Consider the following 17497-nt stretch of genomic DNA (forward strand, 5'->3'; position numbering starts at 1 on the left):
CGTTGATACTCGCAGTGACGCGGCGGTAAACCAAGAATTCGCTAAGCATTGTGTCACAGTCGCGGTCTTGAGCGTGCCTCGCGCAGCCGTCGATTTCAACTGGATTTGGCAGGTGCGACGTTGTCGATGATCTGTTTTGCCAAGGCGTGGTAGAGGGAAACGGGCGAAATGCAACCAGAGATGCCGGCCGCCATCAATGTCACTGCCAGCATCGGGATGGCCAGGTCCGGGCTGTGGGTAAGCTCCAGAACGATCACCGATGCAGTCAACGGCGAACGCGTCACCCCAGCCAGGTAGGCGCCCATTCCCAGCAGTGCGCATGCCTGGGGATCGACATTGGGTATCACGCGCAACAGCGGCTCGAATGCCGCACCGATGCTCAGCGAAGGTGAGAACAGGCCCCCCGGTATGCCCGAGAGGTAAGAGACGACATTGGCCAGAAACTTCCAGAGCAGGAAACTGGCGTCGGTGATCGGTCGGCCCTCCAGCAAGGCCCGGGTCTCTTCGTAGCCGGTGCCGAACACATGGTTGCCGGACACCAGCCCCAGCACTGCCAGCACCAGCCCGCAGCTCGCCGCGAAGCGCACCGGATAGCGCCCGCGCAGTGCGCAGAGACGGCCAAGCAGGCCCTTGTCGGTAGGCAGCACCAGCCTGGCGTAGCAGCCACCCAGCACCCCACCCAGCAGCGCGCAGGCAGGCACCACACTCCAACCCCAGCCTACGGGCATCCGCCCGCTTATTTCGCCAAAGTAGGCGTTGTGCCCCGTCAGCCCCAGCGTGACCACGCCGCCGATCAGCACCGCCGTCAGCACCAGACCGCTGAAGCGTTGTTCAAACGTGCGGCTCAGTTCTTCAATGGCAAAGACGACACCGGCCAGCGGGGTGTTGAACGCAGCGGCTATGCCGGCTGCGCCGCCTGCGAGGATCAGGCCGGCAATGGTGCGGCGCCCGTGCAGGCCCAATCGCCGGCCGAAGGAATAGAGCACGGCAGCGCCGATGTGAACGGTCGGCCCCTCGCGCCCGACCGACCCCCCTACCAGCAGGGCGCCCAACGTCAGGCTCATGCGTGCGGCGGCAACGGGTATCGAAAGCAGTCGGGCCCGCAGGCGCCGGGATGGCATTTCCAAGGCGGCGATCACCTGAGGTATGCCACTCCCTTTGGCATTTTCGAACCAGCGCTGTGTCAAATAGGTCAGAAGGGCGAAGCCCAGGGGAGTGATGAGCAGGGGTGACCAGGGCAGCCATTCCAGCAGGCGCTTGAACGAAGCGAATGCGGCTTCGGCCAGCCAGGCGAATGCCAATGCGACAAGCCCCACCAGCAGGGCCCCGATCCAGAACGCCAGACGCTGACGCCATTCTCGCCAGCGTGCACGGGCGAGAGGGCGGGAAGGGAGGCTGGTACGGTCGGGCATCGTCTATGCAGTATCGGCGAATAAAGCCACGAGTATGACGTGTATGAGCGGGGTGGCAAACCCGACAGAGGTGGTATTCAGGCAGGGCGGGCAGGCGCCTGGTTGTTTCGGCCAGTGCGGTCGCGCCAGGCTGGCTCGAAATGTGTATCGATTTGAGATTTTTATCCTCGGAGGTTACGGTTCATGGCTGTTCAAGCGCACAGGCTCGGCAAACGAAGATCTTCCAGGCTGCTAATCTGGGCAGATATCGTGGTGCCGGGGCACCCTGTGCTCATCGCTTTACAAGGAGAACTGCCGTAATGACAGCAGCCGATAAACCCAGGAGCACACTCAACCCACCCGTTTTTTACACCAGCGCGATACTCATCTTTCTGCTGGTCTTGTACGCCACGGCTTTTCAGACGCACGCCCAGGCGCTGTTCGAACAGGTTCAGCAATGGATCATCACCAACGCCAGCTGGTTCTACATCCTCACCGTAGCGCTGGTGTTGATCAGCGTGGTGTTTCTGGCCGTGAGCCGCTACGGCGACATCAAGCTGGGGCCTGATCACAGCGAGCCTGATTACCGAAAGAGCAGTTGGTTCGCCATGCTGTTCTCGGCGGGCATGGGGATCGGCCTGATGTTCTTTGGCGTGGCCGAACCGGTCATGCATTTCACCACTCCGCCTGTGGGCGACCCTGGTACAGTGGCAGCGGCTCGCGAAGCCATGAAGATCACCTTCTTCCATTGGGGCCTGCATGCCTGGGCGATCTATGCCATCGTCGCGCTCATCCTGGCCTACTTCAGCTTCCGCAATGGTTTGCCACTGACGTTGCGCTCTGCGCTCTATCCGCTGATCGGTGAACGGATTTACGGGCCTATCGGGCACGCCGTGGATATCTTCGCCATCCTCGGCACGGTGTTCGGTGTGGCGACCTCGCTGGGTTATGGGGTATTGCAGATCAACAGCGGTTTCCACCATTTGTTCGGTCTGCCGGTAAACCCCACGGTTCAAGTCATTCTGATCGCTGCCACCTGCGCGTTGGCGACACTGTCCGTGGCCAGCGGCCTGGACAAGGGTATCCGCATCCTCTCCGAGCTCAACCTGAGCCTGGCTGTCATCCTGATGCTGTTCGTGTTGTTGCTCGGGCCCACCGTGTTTCTGCTGCAGGCCTACGTGCAGAATACCGGTGCCTACCTTTCCGATATCGTCAACAAGACCTTCAACCTCTACGCCTATGAACCCACTGATTGGATTGGCGGCTGGACTCTTTTGTACTGGGGCTGGTGGTTGTCCTGGTCGCCTTTCGTAGGCCTGTTCATCGCACGCATTTCCCGCGGGCGGACCATTCGTGAGTTCGTGTGCGGTGTGCTGTTCGTACCCGCAGGCTTCACCTTGCTCTGGATGACGGTGTTCGGGGACTCAGCGATACACATGATCCTCAACGAAGGCGTCAGGGACCTGGCTGCGGTGGTCGATCAGGACAGTTCACTGGCCTTGTTCGCGTTTCTCGAGCACTTCCCGTTCTCCAGTGTCATCTCGCTGATAGCGGTGCTCATGGTGGTGGTGTTCTTCGTCACCTCGGCGGACTCCGGTGCGCTGGTGGTCGATATGCTCGCCTCGTCCGGGCAAGGCCATTCGCCCCTGTGGCAACGCATCTTCTGGTCGGTCAGCATTGGCGCTGTCGCCATTGCGCTGTTGCTGGCCAACGGTCTCAAGGCTTTGCAGACGGCGACCATCGCCAGTGCCTTGCCCTTCGCCGCCATTTTGCTGATCGCCATCTGGGGCCTGTTCAAGGCGTTGAGCCTCGATGCCACCCGCCGCGGGTTGCGCAATCAGGCCTTGCCCGGCCCACGGCATACGCGCGTTCCCCACGGGGGGTGGCAGCGGCGCTTGCGCAATATCGCCATGATGCCGCGGCGTGCCCATGTGACCCGCTTCATCGCCGAAGTGGTGAAGCCTGCCTGTGAAGAAGTCGCCTCGGAATTGCGCAAGCAGGGCTATGACGTTGCGGTGAACGAGCGCGATGATGGGCGCGTGACGCTTGAGCTTTCCCATGCTGGAGAAGGGCGTTTCCTGTATGAGGTACGCCCGCGCGCATTCAACACTCCGAGTTTCGTCATGCAGGATACCGACGAGGGTTCCGATACCCGCAAGTACTTCCGTGCTGAAGTGCATCTGCGTGAAGGGGGCCAGGATTACGACATCATGGGATGGAGCCGGGACGATGTGATCGGCGACATTCTCGATCAGTACGAGCGCCACTTGCACTACCTGCACGTCGTCAGCTGATCAGCCCTCGCACTGCCCTGTACGCGCGCTCAGGGCAGTGCTTTGCGCCGATCCGCGGCTGCACCGCCTTCGCATGCCCAGAAATCCACGGCAGCAATGCTAGAGGTCGGCGGTCCCACCCAGTAGGAGAGGGGCTGGCACCTGCCCTCGACGCACAATTGATAGTCGCCGGCCTCGGGCGTGCGCCCGGCATGCAGAGGTTGCAGCGGGGGCAGGTGGCGGTGGTAATGCCATGCCCCATCACGCAGGCGAGCGTCGTCCGGGATCTCCATGCCGGCGCCGCTGCCTCGCACCCGGGCCTCCTGCAGCACCAGGCCTGCCGGTGTCACCTGATAATCTTCCTCCCAGCGGACCTTCTCCACACTGTGCTGCCAGGCCAGGGTAACCTCCTGCAACGGCAGACTTGCCCAGACCACACCGGCAAGCCCGATGCACAGGCTGGTCATGCAGGTTGCCCGGGCGCGGGCCGGCTGCGCCAGTAATGCCAGCCCATGACGGCAATGCCCAAGGCGAAGCCGACCTCGTCGCTGATGGGCAAGGCAAGAATCAGCGATACACCTGCCATGAACGCCAACAGCCGTTCCCACCATGGCATGGGCATGCGCCAGTGACCGGTGGACGCGCACCCCCAGAGAGCCACTGCAAACATGGCCTTGATCAGCATGTACAAGGTCGCGCCGACGCTGTCGCCCTGCATCATCAACGCCGGGTCATATACCGCCATGAACGGCACGACGAAACCGGCCATTGCAATGCGTACCGCCCAGAAGCTGATCAATAGCCCTTTCTCTTTGGCAATGGGGGCGGCGGCAAAGCAGGCCAACGCTACCGGCGGCGTCAGGTCGGCAAGGATGCCGAAATAAAACACGAACATGTGGGAGACGATCAGCGGCACCCCGAGCTCCAGCAAGGCCGGCGCGGCGATGGAGCTGGTGATGATGTAATTGGGAATGGTCGGGATACCCATGCCCAGGACCAGGCAGGTCAACATGGTCAAAAGCAGCGACAGGAATAAGTTTTCCCGGCCCAGGTCGAGAATGTACCCGGCGAATGTCGTCGCCAGGCCGGTTAACGAGATCACCCCGATGATTACCCCGACCAAGGCGCACGCGATACCTACCGGCACCGCATGGCGCGCACCTTCGACCAGGGCCATGACGCAGGCACGGAGGGTGGCACGTCCACCCTGTATGAACGCGCAGGCGATAGCGAGCGCGGCGATCACCAGCAGGATGACACCAATGCCCATGCGGAAGAACCCTGAGCAGAGGATCCCCAGCGCCACCCAGAAGGCCGCCCGCAACCATGTCTTTTGCGCCCGCAGGATGATTGCCGAACCAAGGATGACGATGGCTGTCAGGGCCAGGCCGACCATACCCGAATACAGGGGTGTGCGGCCGGAGAACAGAAGGCCGACCAGTACCACCAGGGGGATCAGCAGGAACCAGCGTTGACGCACTGCATCCCAGGCACTCGGGCATTGCTCGCGGGGTAGACCATGCAGCTGGCTGCGCCGGGCTTCCAGGTGCACCATCCAGTACACCGAGCCGAAATACAGCAAGGCCGGAATGAGCGCGGCCTTCGCCACTTCGGCATAGGGGACGTTGATCGTTTCGGCCATGATGAACGCCACCGCGCCCATGACCGGTGGCATCAGCTGGCTGCCCATGCTTGCGGTCGACTCAACGCCCCCGGCAAATGCCGGCTTGTAGCCGAAGCGCTTCATCAGCGGGATGGTGAACTGCCCGGTAGTGACCACGTTTGCCACCCCTGAACCGGTGATGGTCCCCATCAGCGCCGAGGAGAATACCGAGACTTTTGCCGGCCCCCCGCTGCGATGGCCGAACAGGCCCATGGCAAAGTCAGTGAACAGCCGGATCATGCCGGCCTGTTCAAGGAACGCGCCGAACAGGATGAACAGGTAGATATAGGTCGCCGAGACATAGGTGGGCGTGCCATACAGCCCCTCGGTGCCGAAGGCCAGTTGGTTGACGATCTGATCGAGGCCGTAGCCGCGATGGGCAAGGTCACCGGGCAGGTACTGGCCGAGCAGCCCGTAGGCCAGAAAAAGAGCGCAAATGATGGGCAGGGCGATACCCATCACCCGGCGCGCTGCCTCGAAAACCAGGCCGATCAGCAGCAGGCCGAACACCAGGTCACTGGTGGTCAGTTCCCCGGAGCGTTGAATCAGCTCGCCTTCGAAATGCCACTGGTAGGCAGCAGTGGCCATGCCTGCCAGGCCCAGCAGCCAGCCAAGCGGTTGCCACGGCCTGCGATGACCTGCCCACGGGTAGCTCAGGTACACCACCAGCAGCAAGAACCCTACGTGTACTGCCCGCAGTACCTGACTGGAAACCAGCGGGAAGGCCGCCGTGGCGATCTGAAAGGTCGAAAATGCCAAGGCCACGGCAAAAAGCGTGGCAGGCCAACGGTCGGTACTGGCTTGCAGACCTTGCCCGGTATCACTCATGTGCCGCTCCCTCAGGGGTCGAGTCAATAGTCAGGGGAGCAGGTTTTTCTCCTTGAAATACCGTTCTGCGCCAGGGTGCAGGGGAATGGGCAGGTTCTTGGCCGCATTTTGCGGTTGGATATCGCTTGCTGCCGAATGGGCAGTGACCAGGCGCGGCAGGTTGTCGAAGATCAGCCGGGTCATGTCATAGGCCAGGTCATCGCTGATATCGGCGCGTGTGACCAGGATATTGGTGATGGCTACGGTTGGCACTTCAGCGTCCTGGCCATCGTATGTCTTGGCGGGAATGCTCGCGGGTTGATAGGCACTGTTGCCGATTTTGCTCACGATGGCGGCGGGCACAGGTACGAACACTACCGGCAGGGTAGCGGCCAGGTCACGGATGGCCGCCTGGCCGAGCCCGGAAGATTGCAGCGTGGCGTCCAGCTGACGGTTCTTGATCAGCTCTACGGATTCGGCATACGGCAGGTACTCGACCTTGCCCAGGTCTTGATAGCTGAGCCCCGCGGCCTTGAAGATGGCACGGGCGTTGAGCTCGGTGCCGGACTTCGGCGCACCGACCGAGATACGTTTGCCTTTGAGGTCTTCCAGCGAGGTGATGCCCGACTCCTTGCTGGCGACGATCTGGATGTAGTTAGGGTAGGTGCCGGCGATGGCGCGCAGTTTCTTCAGCGGTGCTTTGAAGCCGGCTTCGGCGTCCCCCTTCCAGGCATCGGCCACCGAATCTCCCAGCGCGAACGCCAGCTCGCCCCGGCCGGCTTGCAGCAGATTGAGGTTTTCCACCGAGGCCTTGGTGGCTTGCACTGAGGTCTTGCTGCCCTCGATGCCATGGCTGTAGATCTGGGATATCCCCACGCCGATGGGGTAGTAGACGCCGCTGGTGCCGCCTGTGAGGATGTTGATGAAGGTTGGCGCGGCCTGGGCTGTTGCGCAAGCTGCCAGTAGGGTGCTGGCCAAGGCCAGGCGAAGGGCTCGGTTCATGACATTCTCCGCTTATTGTTCTAGTTCCCTGCGTCAGTAAACCTAGAACGAATAAACGGATCCTGCCCGGATTTATTGGTGCCTCGATTGGCTGGCCTGCAATCAGAACCGCCAGAAGGCAGGCGCGACGAGCACCAGCACGGTGAGAATCTCGAGCCGGCCCAGCAGCATGCCGATGGTCAGCAGCCACTTCGCAGCGTCCGGTAGCGAACTGAAGTTGCCCGCAGGCCCGATTACGCTGCCCAGGCCTGGCCCAACGTTGCACACAGCTGTCGCTGCGCCACTCAGGGCAGTGGTCCAGTCAAGGCCTATGAGGGTCAGGGCCAATGCGATCACCGCAATGGTCACGGAAAAGAAGAAGGAAAACGTCAGCAGTGAGCGCACGATTTCTTCATCGATGGGGTGACCATTGTATTTTTTCGAGATCATCGCCCGCGGATGAATCAGCTGTTTCAAACTGCTGACCAGCAGTGACGCGGCGACTTGAAAGCGGAATATTTTCAGTCCGCCGGCTGTGGAGCCCGAACATCCACCGACAAAAGTCAGATAGAAGAACAACAGCATGGCGAAGCTGCCCCAGAGCGTGTAGTCCCCTACCGCAACGCCGGTGGTCGTCACGATCGAAGTCACATTGACCGCCACGATGCGCAACGCATCCCACCACGAAAAGTCACTGTGCCAGCAGAGCCAGGTGCCCACGGTGACCCAGACGAACAGAAGAAAGCCGAGAAAGCCACGCACCTGATGGTCCTTGAACAGGACGCGCCGGTGGCCACGCAAGGTCGCCACATACAAGGTAAAGGGCAGGCTTCCCAGAATCATGATCAGCACCGCGACCCAATGCACGGCTGGCTGAGTCCAGTGGCCAAGCGATGCATCGGACGTCGAGAACCCACCCGTGGAGATCAGCGACATCGAATGATTGATGGCTTCGAAAGGGGTCATGCCGGCGGCCCACAGGGCCAAGGTACCGAGCGCGGTCAGCCCCAGGTAGATCAGCAGAATCATCTTTGCCGCGACGTGCGAGCGGGGTGTCACTTTGTCCGACCAGTCCGACGACTCGGTCTGGAACAGGCGCATGCCACCCACACGCAGTAACGGCAGGATTGCGACGGCCATACCGATGAAGCCGATGCCCCCCAGCCAGTGCAACAGCGATCGCCACATCAGCAGGCCGGGCGATGCGCTGTCCAGGCCGGTTAGCACCGTCGAGCCTGTGGTGGTGATGCCCGACATGGTCTCGAAGAACGCATCGGTGTAGCTGATATGCCGGATGAACACCATGGGCAGGGCTGCGAACGCACAGACGATGACCCAGCTGGCTGTGGTCAGCATGTACATGTCTCGGGCCCTGAGTTGCGGCGCATCGGGTATGCCACGAGCCACCAGGGCTAGGCCTGCGCACAGGGCGATCAGGCTTGACCAAAGGAAGGCACCGAGGTCCTGGCTAAGGCCATACCACAGCAGCGTGGCCATGGGGATGACCATGCTGACCGCAAGGGTAATCAGGAATACGCCGACGATGAAGGCGATGAAGCGCAAAGCGGGGAGAGGCATTGAGCAAGCTCATAGGGGCAATGACGGGCAGTATCGTCTGTAAGGGCAGGATGTCGAGTAAAAATGACGTAAAAAAGCTGAGCCATGTTACAGCAGGCGACGCGAGTCACGTCGCAGCCCTGGCTGTGCACTATGATCAGTAATTTGTAAGTTTCGATCATTGAGCGCATTCAAACGGCTGTTTAATGTCGTGGGCAGATAAACGACGGGGCCCGCCGAGGCACCCGCATTCCGTGATCACGCCACATGGGGAACCGTTCCATGGCTGCCGACCGCTATCCGCACTTGCTGGCCCCGCTCGACCTGGGCTTCACCACCTTGGCCAACCGCACCCTGATGGGGTCGATGCACACAGGCCTTGAGGAGCGCCCCGGTGGCTTCGAGCGCATGGCTGCGTATTTTGCAGAGCGAGCCCGTGGCGGCGTTGGGCTGATGGTCACCGGCGGTATCGCGCCCAACGATGAAGGTGGCGTGTATTCCGGCGCAGCCAAGCTGAGCACCGAGGAGGAGGCTGACAAGCACCGCATCGTCACCGAGGCCGTGCATGCCGCTGGCGGCAAGATCTGCCTGCAGATCCTGCATGCCGGGCGCTATGCCTACAGCCCTCGGCAGGTGGCGCCGAGTGCTATCCAGGCGCCGATCAACCCGTTCAAGCCTAAAGCGCTGGATGAGGCCGGGATCGAGAAGCAGATCGCTGATTTCGTCAATTGCGCCGTGCTGGCACAGCGCGCCGGTTACGATGGCGTCGAAATCATGGGCTCGGAAGGCTACTTCATCAATCAGTTCCTGGCCGCCCATACCAACCACCGTACTGACCGCTGGGGTGGCAGCTATGAAAACCGTATGCGTCTGGCGGTCGAGATCGTCAGCCGGGTGCGCGACGCCGTGGGCCCTAATTTCATCATCATCTTCCGCCTGTCGATGCTCGATCTGGTAGAAGGTGGCAGCACCTGGGATGAGATCGAGTTGCTGGCCAAAGCCATCGAGCGGGCTGGCGCGACCCTGATCAACACGGGTATCGGCTGGCACGAGGCGCGCATCCCGACCATCGCCACCAAGGTGCCGCGCGCCGCGTTCAGCAAAGTCACCGCCAAGCTGCGCGGGGCGGTGAACATTCCGTTGATCACCACCAACCGCATCAATACCCCCGAAGTGGCTGAAGCCGTGCTGGCCGAGGGCGATGCCGACATGGTCTCGATGGCCCGGCCGTTCCTGGCCGACCCGGAATTCGTCAACAAGGCGGCGCAGGGGCGCGGCGATGAAATCAACACCTGTATCGGCTGCAATCAGGCGTGCCTGGATCATACCTTCGGCGGCAAGCTGACCAGTTGCCTGGTCAACCCGCGGGCCTGTCACGAAACCGAACTCAATTACCTGCCAGTGAACACGGTCAAGCGCATTGCCGTAGTGGGTGCCGGCCCGGCTGGCCTTGCGGCTGCCACCGTGGCTGCAGAGCGTGGCCACCAGGTGACGCTGTTCGATGCCGCCAGCGAAATTGGCGGGCAGTTCAACGTGGCCAAGCGAGTGCCGGGCAAGGAGGAGTTCTTCGAGACCCTGCGCTATTTCGGCAACAAGGTGAAGAACACCGGGGTCGAGCTGCGTTTGAACACCCGGGTCGATGTGCCGGCCCTGCTCGATGGCAAATTCGACGAGATCATCCTGGCCACCGGCATCGCGCCGCGTACACCGGCCATTCCCGGTGTCGAGCATGCCAAGGTGCTCAGCTACCTGGACGTACTGCTCCAGCGCAAGCCAGTGGGTGAGTCGGTGGCAGTGATCGGCGCTGGCGGCATCGGTTTTGACGTCAGCGAATACCTGGTGCACCAGGGCGTGGCCAGCAGCCAGGACCGGGAGGCGTTCTGGAAGGAGTGGGGCATCGACCGCGACCTGCAGGCGCGCGGCGGCGTGGCAGGCATCAAGCCCGAGCCGCATGCACCGGCACGGCAGGTGTACCTGCTGCAGCGCAAGACGTCCAAGGTGGGCGATGGCCTGGGCAAGACCACCGGCTGGATCCACCGCACGGGCCTGAAAAACAAGCAGGTACAGATGCTCAACGGCGTGGAGTACCTGAAGATCGACGATGCGGGCCTGCACATTCGTGTCGCTGAAGGGGAGCCGCAGGTACTGGCGGTGGACAACGTGGTGATCTGCGCCGGGCAGGAGCCGCTGCGGGAGCTGCACGATGGGCTGCTGGCTGCGGGGCAGTCGGTGCACCTGATCGGTGGCGCGGATGTGGCGGCGGAGCTGGATGCCAAACGGGCGATCAACCAGGGCTCGCGTTTGGCGGCAGAGCTGTAAGCCAGCCGGGGCCGCAAAGCGGCCCCAGCTTTCCACTGGTAGACTGGCGGCCTCGCATCAGGCACTCGAACATGTCTACCCGCTTCCATGACCTTCCCCAGGCGCCATTACAGCCCTTCGAGCTTGCTTGGCTGAAAAGCGCCGGCATTGATGCCGCCATCCTGCGCCTGGATCTGATCGACCCTTTGGTCAGCGGCAACAAGTGGTTCAAGCTGCGCCACCACCTGCTGCACGCTCACGCGTCGGGCGCCGCCGGGCTGATCAGCCTGGGCGGCAGCCATTCCAACCACCTCCATGCCCTGGCCGCTGCCGGCAAGCGCTTCGGTTTCGCCACCGTCGGCCTGTTGCGCGGCCATCCCCAGGACACCCCCACGGTGCTTGATCTGCAGGCGTTGGGGATGCAATTGCACTGGCTTGGCTACGCAGGCTACCGTGCCCGGCATGACGCCGGCTTCTGGGCACCCTGGCAAGCACGGTACCCCGGCTGGCACTGCATCCCCGAAGGCGGTGGCGGGCAGGCCGGTGCGCAGGGGTGTGCGTTGATCGTCGAGCAGGCCAAGGCCCAGTTGGGCACAGTGGGGTGGTCGGACTATGACGCCTGGTGGCTGGCCGCTGGCACCGGGACCACCCTGGCCGGCCTGGTGCTGGCCGAAGGCGGCGCGCACAGGGTGCATGGCGCCCTGGCAGTGCCCCTGGACCATGGTGTGCCCCAGACCATAACGGCGCTCGCCGGTACGCGCGGCTACCAGTTGCACGAGGCTTGCCGAAAGGGGTTTGCCAGGCTCGACGATGAGCTGCTGGCGTTCATCGAAAACACCGAAGGCAGCACGGGGATACCTTTCGAGGCGCTCTACACCGGCAAGGCATTGATGGCCCTGCGTGCGCAGGCCGAGGCCGGGCTGTTCGAGCCTGGCACTCGCCTGATCTTCGTGCACACCGGTGGCCTGCAGGGCCGACGCGGTTACTTGTAGGGCAGCATGCGCAGCAGCGTGTTATCGCGCACGACGTAGTGGTGATAAAGCCCGGCCAGCGCGTGCAGGCCGATCAGCCAATACCCCCAGCTGCCTACGCGTTCATGCCAGCCCTTGATGAACTTGGCCAGGTCCGGGTTCGCGCCGATCAGATGTGGCAGCTCCAGGCCATAGAAGGGCACCGGCTTGTCGGCGGCGCTGAGGATCAGCCAGCCGGCCAGCGGCAAGCCGATCATCAACAGGTACAGCGCCAGGTGCATCAGGTGGGCAAGCCCGGTCTGCCAGGCGGGAGGCTTGGGCACAATGGGCGGCGCAGGGCGCACCAGGCGCACGGCCAGGCGCAGCCAGACCAGCATGAACACCGTCAGGCCGAGCATGAAGTGCAGGTCCTTCATCAGGTTGCGCTCGGCGCTGTCCTTGGGGAACAGGCCACGCAACTCGATGCAGGCGTAGACAGCAGCCAGCAGCACCAGCATTAGCCAGTGCAGGGCGATGGACAGGCGTGCGTAGTGGGGCGCGGGGCTGGATGAAGCCATGGGTGGTCCTCGTCATCAGGTCGAAAGTGGCGCTCTTGGCGGCGCTCAGAGGTAACTGTAATCGTTGTTGGAATAAAATCGTTGCGCTGGGTCGATGAAATCGTGTTTGCGGCCTGGGCCGGCGAGTTACCCGCGCAGGGCTAGGTGCGGCCAGCTGTCTGCCACCAGAAACACCCGAGCCACTTCCTGCCAATCGCCATGCGGGCCGGGTTCGAGCCTGACCAGCATCTGTGCCGGTGCCTGCGGGTCAAGCAGCTCAAGCCATTGCGCGAACTGTGGCAGGGTCCAGACTTGATCGGCCTCGAACCTTGCCGGCGCCAGCCAGGCATGGCGGGGCAGGGGCTGCCAGCGCTGCGCCTCGGCCATTGCCCAATCCCGCCGGCGCAACCACCGCCCACGCAGGTGCAGCGGGTTGGCCCCCTCAGGCGATTCGGCGTGCCCGGGCCACGGATAGAATAGATACCCTGCCAGCCACAGGTGGGCCTGGACTTGGCCAATGCCCAGCCCGGCCAGCGCCTCACGGCTTTGCGCGTCGCCCGACATGGGCAACTGGTGCCCGGCCAGGTGCGCCAGCTTGGTGCCCAGCCGGTCATGGCAACCCGGCCCGAGCCACTGCGCTGGGTCATGGCCTTGGCCGTCCGTGGGCCCCAGGTAAAGCTTTATGGCCAGCTCCAGGTGGTGGGTACCGTCGGCGTCGCGCAGCACAATGTCCAACTCGCCCAGCGTGCGCCCACTGCTGCGGATCGCCAGGTTGGCCGCCAGCAGCTCGACACCAGGCGCCTGGCCCAGGGCGAACTGCCACAGGCCTTCGTAATAAAGGCCCAGGCGCCGGCTGGTGCTGTTTGCCAGCCACTCACGCAGGGGCTGGTCGTCGGCATCCAGCGCCTGTAGCCAGTCTTTGAGGCGCTGCGGTTCTGCCGCCCAGGCGCTGCCTGCCAGCGGATGGCGCTGAGGGCAGGGCGGTGTGCTCAGCAGCGGTGGCGACAGCAGCGTCCAGGCCAGGTCGCGCACGGCGGGGCGGCGCAATTGGCGAGGCAGGTCATGGAGTTCAGCGAAAGGCATCATGCTGCGAGCATAGCCGGTTTGCCGCTGCCTGGTCGTTTCGCCCATAATCGCGGCATAGTCACCCGCCGCAGAGCCTTGCAGGAGCCCCATGGAGCAATTTCGCAATATCGGTATCATCGGCCGCCTTGGCAGCTCGCAGGTGCTCGACACCATTCGCCGACTGAAAAAATTCCTCATCGAGCGCCACCTGCACGTGATCCTCGAGGACACCATTGCCGAAGTGCTGCCTGGCCACGGCCTGCAGACTTCCACACGCAAGCTGTTGGGCGAAGTCTGTGACCTGGTCATCGTCGTCGGCGGTGACGGTAGCCTGCTCGGCGCCGCCCGTGCTTTGGCCCGGCACAACATCCCGGTCCTGGGGATCAACCGCGGCAACCTGGGCTTTCTCACCGATATCCGCCCGGACGAGCTGGAAGAAAAGGTCGCCGCAGTGCTCGACGGCCACTACCTGGTGGAAAACCGCTTCCTGCTTCAAGCCGAGGTGCGCCGCCACCACGAGGCCATCGGCCAGGGCGATGCGCTCAATGATGTGGTGCTGCACCCGGGCAAGTCGACGCGGATGATCGAGTTCGAGATCTACATCGACGGCCAGTTCGTCTGCAGCCAGAAGGCCGACGGCCTGATCGTCGCCACCCCGACCGGCTCGACCGCCTACGCGCTGTCGGCTGGCGGCCCGATCATGCACCCCAAGCTCGACGCCATCGTCATCGTGCCCATGTACCCGCACACCCTGTCCGGCCGCCCGATCGTGGTCGACGGCAACAGCGAGCTGAAGATCGTGGTGTCCAAGGACCTGCAGATCTACCCGCAGGTATCCTGTGACGGCCAGAACCACTTCACCTGTGCCCCCGGCGATACCATCACCGTGAGCAAGAAACCGCAGAAACTGCGCCTGATCCACCCGCTGGGCCACAACTACTACGAGGTCTGCCGCACCAAGCTCGGTTGGGGCAGCCGCTTGGGGGGCAGGGACGACTGATGTTCGATCCGGCGCGAAGTTTCGACATCATCGGTGACGTGCATGGCTGTGCGCTGACCCTCGAACGCCTGCTCGACACCCTCGGCTACAAGCGTGTCGGCGGCGTCTGGTGCCACCCGCGGCGTCAGGCGCTGTTCCTCGGCGACATCGTCGACCGCGGCCCGCGTATCCGCGAGGCGCTGCACATCGTCCACGACATGGTCGAGGCCGGCCAGGCCTTCTGCATCATGGGCAACCATGAGTACAACGCCCTGGGCTGGGTAACCCCGGCGCTGCCCGGCAGCGGCAAGGCCTATGTGCGCGAGCACACCCCGCGCCACGCCCGCCTGATCGACGAGACCCTGACCCAGTTCGCCCACCACCCCGGTGACTGGCACGATTTTCTGCAGTGGTTCTACGACATGCCGCTGTTCCTCGACGCCGGGCGGTTCCGCCTGGTGCATGCCTGCTGGGACCCGCGGCTGATCGACCCGTTGCGCCAGCAATACCCGGACGGGCGCATCGACGAGCACTTCATCCAGGCCTCGGCCGTGCCCGGCAGCTTCGCCTCCACGGTCTGCAACCGTCTGTTGCGCGGCACCGACATGCGCCTGCCGGACGGCCTGACACTGACCGGCGGCGATGGCCTGACCCGCGCCTTCTTCCGGACCAAGTTCTGGGAAGAAGACCCGAAGACCTACGGCGATATCGTCTTTCAACCTGACGCGCTGCCCGATGAGGTCGCCCGCACGCCGCTCAGCCACACCGAGAAGAATGCCTTGCTACGCTATGGCGAAGAGGAGCCGCTGCTGTTCGTCGGCCATTACTGGCGCAGCGGCCGCCCGGCACCGATCCGCCCCAACCTGGCCTGCCTGGACTACAGTGCGGTGCTGTACGGCAAGCTGGCGGCCTATCGGCTGGATGATGAAACCCGGATCGACCCGCACAAGTTCGTCTGGGTCGACGTCGATCGACCGCAGGCCAATCAATGAATATCGTCGAAGTGATACGCCTGCCGCTGTCGGTCGACCTCAGCGGCTTCGTCCACCTGTTGCAGCGCCTGCAGGTGCCGCACCGGGTCAGCGAAGAAGGCGAGGTGCAGGTGCTCTGGGCCCCGGAAACCATGGCTGAAGATGTTCTTCAGCTGTACCAGCGCTACCCTGACGGCAATGCTGATGTCGAGCTTGCACAGCCGCCTGTGGGCGCTGGCTCGCCGGCGAAAGGGCCGACCCTGGCCGAGCAGGCGAAAGCCTGCAAGGTAACCGCCGCCGTCCTTTTCCTGTGCCTGATCGTCGCCGGCCTGACCGGCCTGGGCGATAACCTCACCACCATCAGCTGGTTCACCTTCCTCGACTACCGCGTCCAAGGTGACTACCTGCACTTCACCCCGCTGGCCCAAGGCCTCGCCGAAGGCCAATGGTGGCGCCTGGTGTCGCCGATGCTGCTGCACTTCGGCGTATTGCACCTGGCCATGAACGGCATGTGGTACTGGGAACTGGGCAAGCGCATCGAACTGCGCCAGGGCCCTTGGGCGCTGGCTGGCCTGACCTTGCTGTTCAGCCTGGTATCCAACCTTGCCCAGCACTACACCAGTGGCCCGAGCCTGTTCGGCGGCCTGTCCGGGGTGCTGTACGGCTTGCTCGGGCATGTCTGGCTGTACCAGTGGCTGGCGCCCAACCCACACTTCAGCCTGCCCAAGGGCGTGCTGGTGATGATGCTCATCTGGCTGGTCATTTGCCTGACCGGTGTGGTCGGCCAACTCGGTTTTGGCCAGATCGCCAACGCCGCGCACGTCGGCGGGCTGCTCATCGGATGCCTGACGGGCCTCTTGGGTGGTGCGCTGGCGCGGCGTAAACTGTCCGCTTGATTTAGGAGACGCTATGTCCACGTTCGCGCAAATGATCGAAAACATCACGCCGGAAATCTACGAAAGCCTGAAAACGGCCGTGGAGATCGGCAAATGGTCCGATGGCCGCAAGCTCACCCCCGAGCAGAAGGAGCTGTCGCTGCAGGCGGTGATCGCCTGGGAGATGAAGAACCTGCCAGAAGACCAGCGTACCGGCTACATGGGGCCTCAGGAGTGCGCATCGAAGTCTGCGCCGATCCCTAACATTCTGTTCAAGTCGGACTCGGTACATTGATCGAACTCGCTCGTGGCTCATTGAGCAAGATGGCGGTAAGCCTGGAAGCACCCGTGGTGCAGTACAGTTTTCGCCTGGATGACACCCAGGTGGCGGTCAACCCGCTGATCGGCCAGACCCTGCGCCTGCATTACCTCGGCGCCATTCACTGCAGCCATTGCGGCAAACGCACCAAGACCAGCTTCAGCCAGGGTTACTGCTACCCCTGCATGACCAAGCTGGCCCAGTGCGACATGTGCATCATGGCGCCGGAACGCTGCCACTACGACGCCGGCACCTGCCGCGAGCCGTCCTGGGGCGAGCAGTTCTGCATGACCGATCACGTGGTCTACCTGGCCAACTCGTCCGGGGTCAAGGTTGGCATCACCCGCGCTACGCAGTTGCCCACCCGCTGGCTTGACCAGGGGGCGAGCCAGGCGCTGCCGATCATGCGTGTGGCGACCCGCCAGCAATCGGGCCTGGTCGAAGACGTATTGCGCAGCCAGGTGCCGGACCGCACCAACTGGCGCGCGCTGCTCAAGGGCGATGCCGAAGTGCTCGACCTGGTGGCCATTCGCGAGCAGATCTTCGATGCCTGCGCCGATGGCCTGCGCGATCTGCAGGCGCGCTTCGGCCTGCAGGCGATCCAGCCGCTGCCCGATGCCGAAGTGGTGCACATGAAATACCCGGTCCATGCCTACCCGAAAAAGATCGTCAGTTTCAACCTCGACAAGGACCCGGTGGTGGAAGGCACGCTGCTGGGCATCAAGGGGCAGTACCTGATCTTCGATACCGGCGTGATCAATATTCGCAAGTACACGGCCTACCAGATGGCCGTGCTCCAGTAAAAAGGACC

At 63.1% G+C, this 17497-nt stretch carries 15 protein-coding genes; 8 read left to right on the forward strand and 7 right to left on the reverse strand.

The genetic code is table 11. The annotated features are described in order from the left end of the window. Positions 1–95: 95 nt before the first annotated feature. The gene (locus tag JNA92_RS01795; protein ID WP_241803071.1) at positions 96–1412 is read right to left on the reverse strand and encodes a chloride channel protein; all 1317 of its coding nucleotides are present in this window, start codon (positions 1410–1412) and stop codon (positions 96–98) included. Positions 1413–1711: 299 nt separating this feature from the next. Here JNA92_RS01795 and JNA92_RS01800 point away from each other — a divergent pair, with 299 nt between their 5' ends. Next, positions 1712–3685, forward strand: a complete 1974-nt coding sequence (locus JNA92_RS01800) for a BCCT family transporter (RefSeq protein ID WP_241803072.1) — start codon at positions 1712–1714, stop codon at positions 3683–3685. A 29-nt stretch (positions 3686–3714) separates the two neighbouring features. Here the strand turns inward: JNA92_RS01800 and JNA92_RS01805 are convergent, their stop codons facing one another. From JNA92_RS01805 to JNA92_RS01820, 4 genes are all read right to left on the reverse strand, one after another. Then, the gene (locus tag JNA92_RS01805) at positions 3715–4131 is read right to left on the reverse strand and encodes a DUF1850 domain-containing protein (RefSeq protein WP_241803073.1); all 417 of its coding nucleotides are present in this window, start codon (positions 4129–4131) and stop codon (positions 3715–3717) included. Next, positions 4128–6155 carry a TRAP transporter permease gene (locus JNA92_RS01810; RefSeq protein ID WP_241803074.1) on the reverse strand — a complete coding sequence of 676 codons (2028 nt, stop codon included), beginning with the start codon at positions 6153–6155 and terminating at the stop codon, positions 4128–4130. Before JNA92_RS01810 ends, JNA92_RS01805 begins: the two co-directional genes overlap by 4 nt. A 30-nt stretch (positions 6156–6185) precedes the next feature. Then, a complete protein-coding gene (locus JNA92_RS01815) occupies positions 6186–7136 on the reverse strand; it encodes a TAXI family TRAP transporter solute-binding subunit (protein WP_241803075.1) in 951 nt (316 codons plus the stop codon). Between the two features lie 102 nt (positions 7137–7238). Next, complete coding sequence (locus JNA92_RS01820) at positions 7239–8693, reverse strand: TrkH family potassium uptake protein (protein WP_241803076.1); 1455 nt, start codon at positions 8691–8693, stop codon at positions 7239–7241. Positions 8694–8954: 261 nt separating this feature from the next. Here JNA92_RS01820 and JNA92_RS01825 point away from each other — a divergent pair, with 261 nt between their 5' ends. Further along, positions 8955–10991: an NADPH-dependent 2,4-dienoyl-CoA reductase gene (locus JNA92_RS01825; RefSeq protein ID WP_241803077.1), complete on the forward strand. Its 2037-nt coding sequence runs from the start codon at positions 8955–8957 to the stop codon at positions 10989–10991. Between the two features lie 71 nt (positions 10992–11062). After that, complete coding sequence (locus tag JNA92_RS01830) at positions 11063–11962, forward strand: 1-aminocyclopropane-1-carboxylate deaminase/D-cysteine desulfhydrase (RefSeq protein ID WP_241803078.1); 900 nt, start codon at positions 11063–11065, stop codon at positions 11960–11962. Here the strand turns inward: JNA92_RS01830 and JNA92_RS01835 are convergent. Together JNA92_RS01835 and JNA92_RS01840 are read right to left on the reverse strand one after the other, a co-directional pair. Continuing rightward, complete coding sequence (locus JNA92_RS01835) at positions 11953–12498, reverse strand: cytochrome b (RefSeq protein ID WP_241803079.1); 546 nt, start codon at positions 12496–12498, stop codon at positions 11953–11955. The two genes, JNA92_RS01830 and JNA92_RS01835, sit on opposite strands and share 10 nt — an antisense overlap. 126 nt (positions 12499–12624) lie before the next feature. Beyond that, entirely contained in the window at positions 12625–13608 is a 984-nt protein-coding gene (locus tag JNA92_RS01840) for a DUF1853 family protein (RefSeq protein ID WP_241803397.1), read from the reverse strand. 43 nt (positions 13609–13651) lie between these two features. Between JNA92_RS01840 and JNA92_RS01845 the strand changes: the two genes are divergently transcribed. From JNA92_RS01845 to JNA92_RS01865, 5 genes are read left to right on the forward strand one after another with little or no spacing between them, the layout of a single operon-like run. Continuing rightward, the gene (locus JNA92_RS01845) at positions 13652–14542 is read left to right on the forward strand and encodes an NAD(+) kinase (RefSeq protein WP_241803080.1); all 891 of its coding nucleotides are present in this window, start codon (positions 13652–13654) and stop codon (positions 14540–14542) included. Continuing rightward, entirely contained in the window at positions 14539–15513 is a 975-nt protein-coding gene (locus JNA92_RS01850; RefSeq protein WP_241803398.1) for a metallophosphoesterase, read from the forward strand. The genes JNA92_RS01845 and JNA92_RS01850 overlap by 4 nt, the downstream gene beginning before the upstream one ends. Further along, on the forward strand, positions 15510–16388 hold the full coding sequence (locus tag JNA92_RS01855; RefSeq protein WP_241803081.1) for a rhomboid family intramembrane serine protease: 879 nt from the start codon (positions 15510–15512) through the stop codon (positions 16386–16388). The genes JNA92_RS01850 and JNA92_RS01855 overlap by 4 nt, the downstream gene beginning before the upstream one ends. A gap of 13 nt (positions 16389–16401) precedes the next feature. After that, the gene (locus JNA92_RS01860; RefSeq protein ID WP_241803082.1) at positions 16402–16662 is read left to right on the forward strand and encodes a YeaC family protein; all 261 of its coding nucleotides are present in this window, start codon (positions 16402–16404) and stop codon (positions 16660–16662) included. Then, a complete protein-coding gene (locus JNA92_RS01865) occupies positions 16659–17489 on the forward strand; it encodes a DUF2797 domain-containing protein (RefSeq protein WP_241803083.1) in 831 nt (276 codons plus the stop codon). Before JNA92_RS01860 ends, JNA92_RS01865 begins: the two co-directional genes overlap by 4 nt. Positions 17490–17497: the final 8 nt, after the last annotated feature.

The sequence above is a fragment of the Pseudomonas putida genome (assembly GCF_022627325.1).
GTDB lineage: Bacteria > Pseudomonadota > Gammaproteobacteria > Pseudomonadales > Pseudomonadaceae > Aquipseudomonas > Aquipseudomonas putida_X.